2 rRNA genes are annotated in these 399 nt (G+C 52.9%); both read right to left on the minus strand.

Annotated features, from left to right (window positions below):
* Position 1: 1 nt before the first annotated feature.
* A 5S ribosomal RNA gene (rrf, locus tag ACSIPU_RS30600) occupies positions 2-117 on the minus strand.
* A gap of 193 nt (positions 118-310) precedes the next feature.
* A 23S ribosomal RNA gene (locus tag ACSIPU_RS30605) occupies positions 311-399 on the minus strand; the annotation flags it as partial.

Here is a 399-nt window from a genome sequence, read left to right on the forward strand (position 1 = left end):
TGCCTGGCAGTTCCCTACTCTCACATGGGGAGACCCCACACTACCATCGGCGCTACGGCGTTTCACTTCTGAGTTCGGCATGGGGTCAGGTGGGACCACCGCGCTAGTGCCGCCAGGCAAATTCTTTGTACTCTGTCCTGTGTCTTTTACACTGATACTGCGTTGGCTACTCTTGCGAACGTCAGTCACATACTCATGTATGCTCCTTCCGTCGCTGCCTTTGCCGCCTTGTCTCAGCGCAAAATCCTTCGGACTCTGAATCCAAGCTGAAAATATCTTCTCAAATCCGCCAAAACATCTTCGGCGTTGTAAGGTTAAGCCTCACGGTTCATTAGTACCGGTTAGCTCAACGCATCGCTGCGCTTACACACCCGGCCTATCAACGTCGTCGTCTTCAAC

Origin of the sequence: Klebsiella sp. HN106 (assembly GCF_051209435.1) — a bacterium.
In the GTDB taxonomy this organism is placed as follows: domain Bacteria; phylum Pseudomonadota; class Gammaproteobacteria; order Enterobacterales; family Enterobacteriaceae; genus Klebsiella; species Klebsiella oxytoca.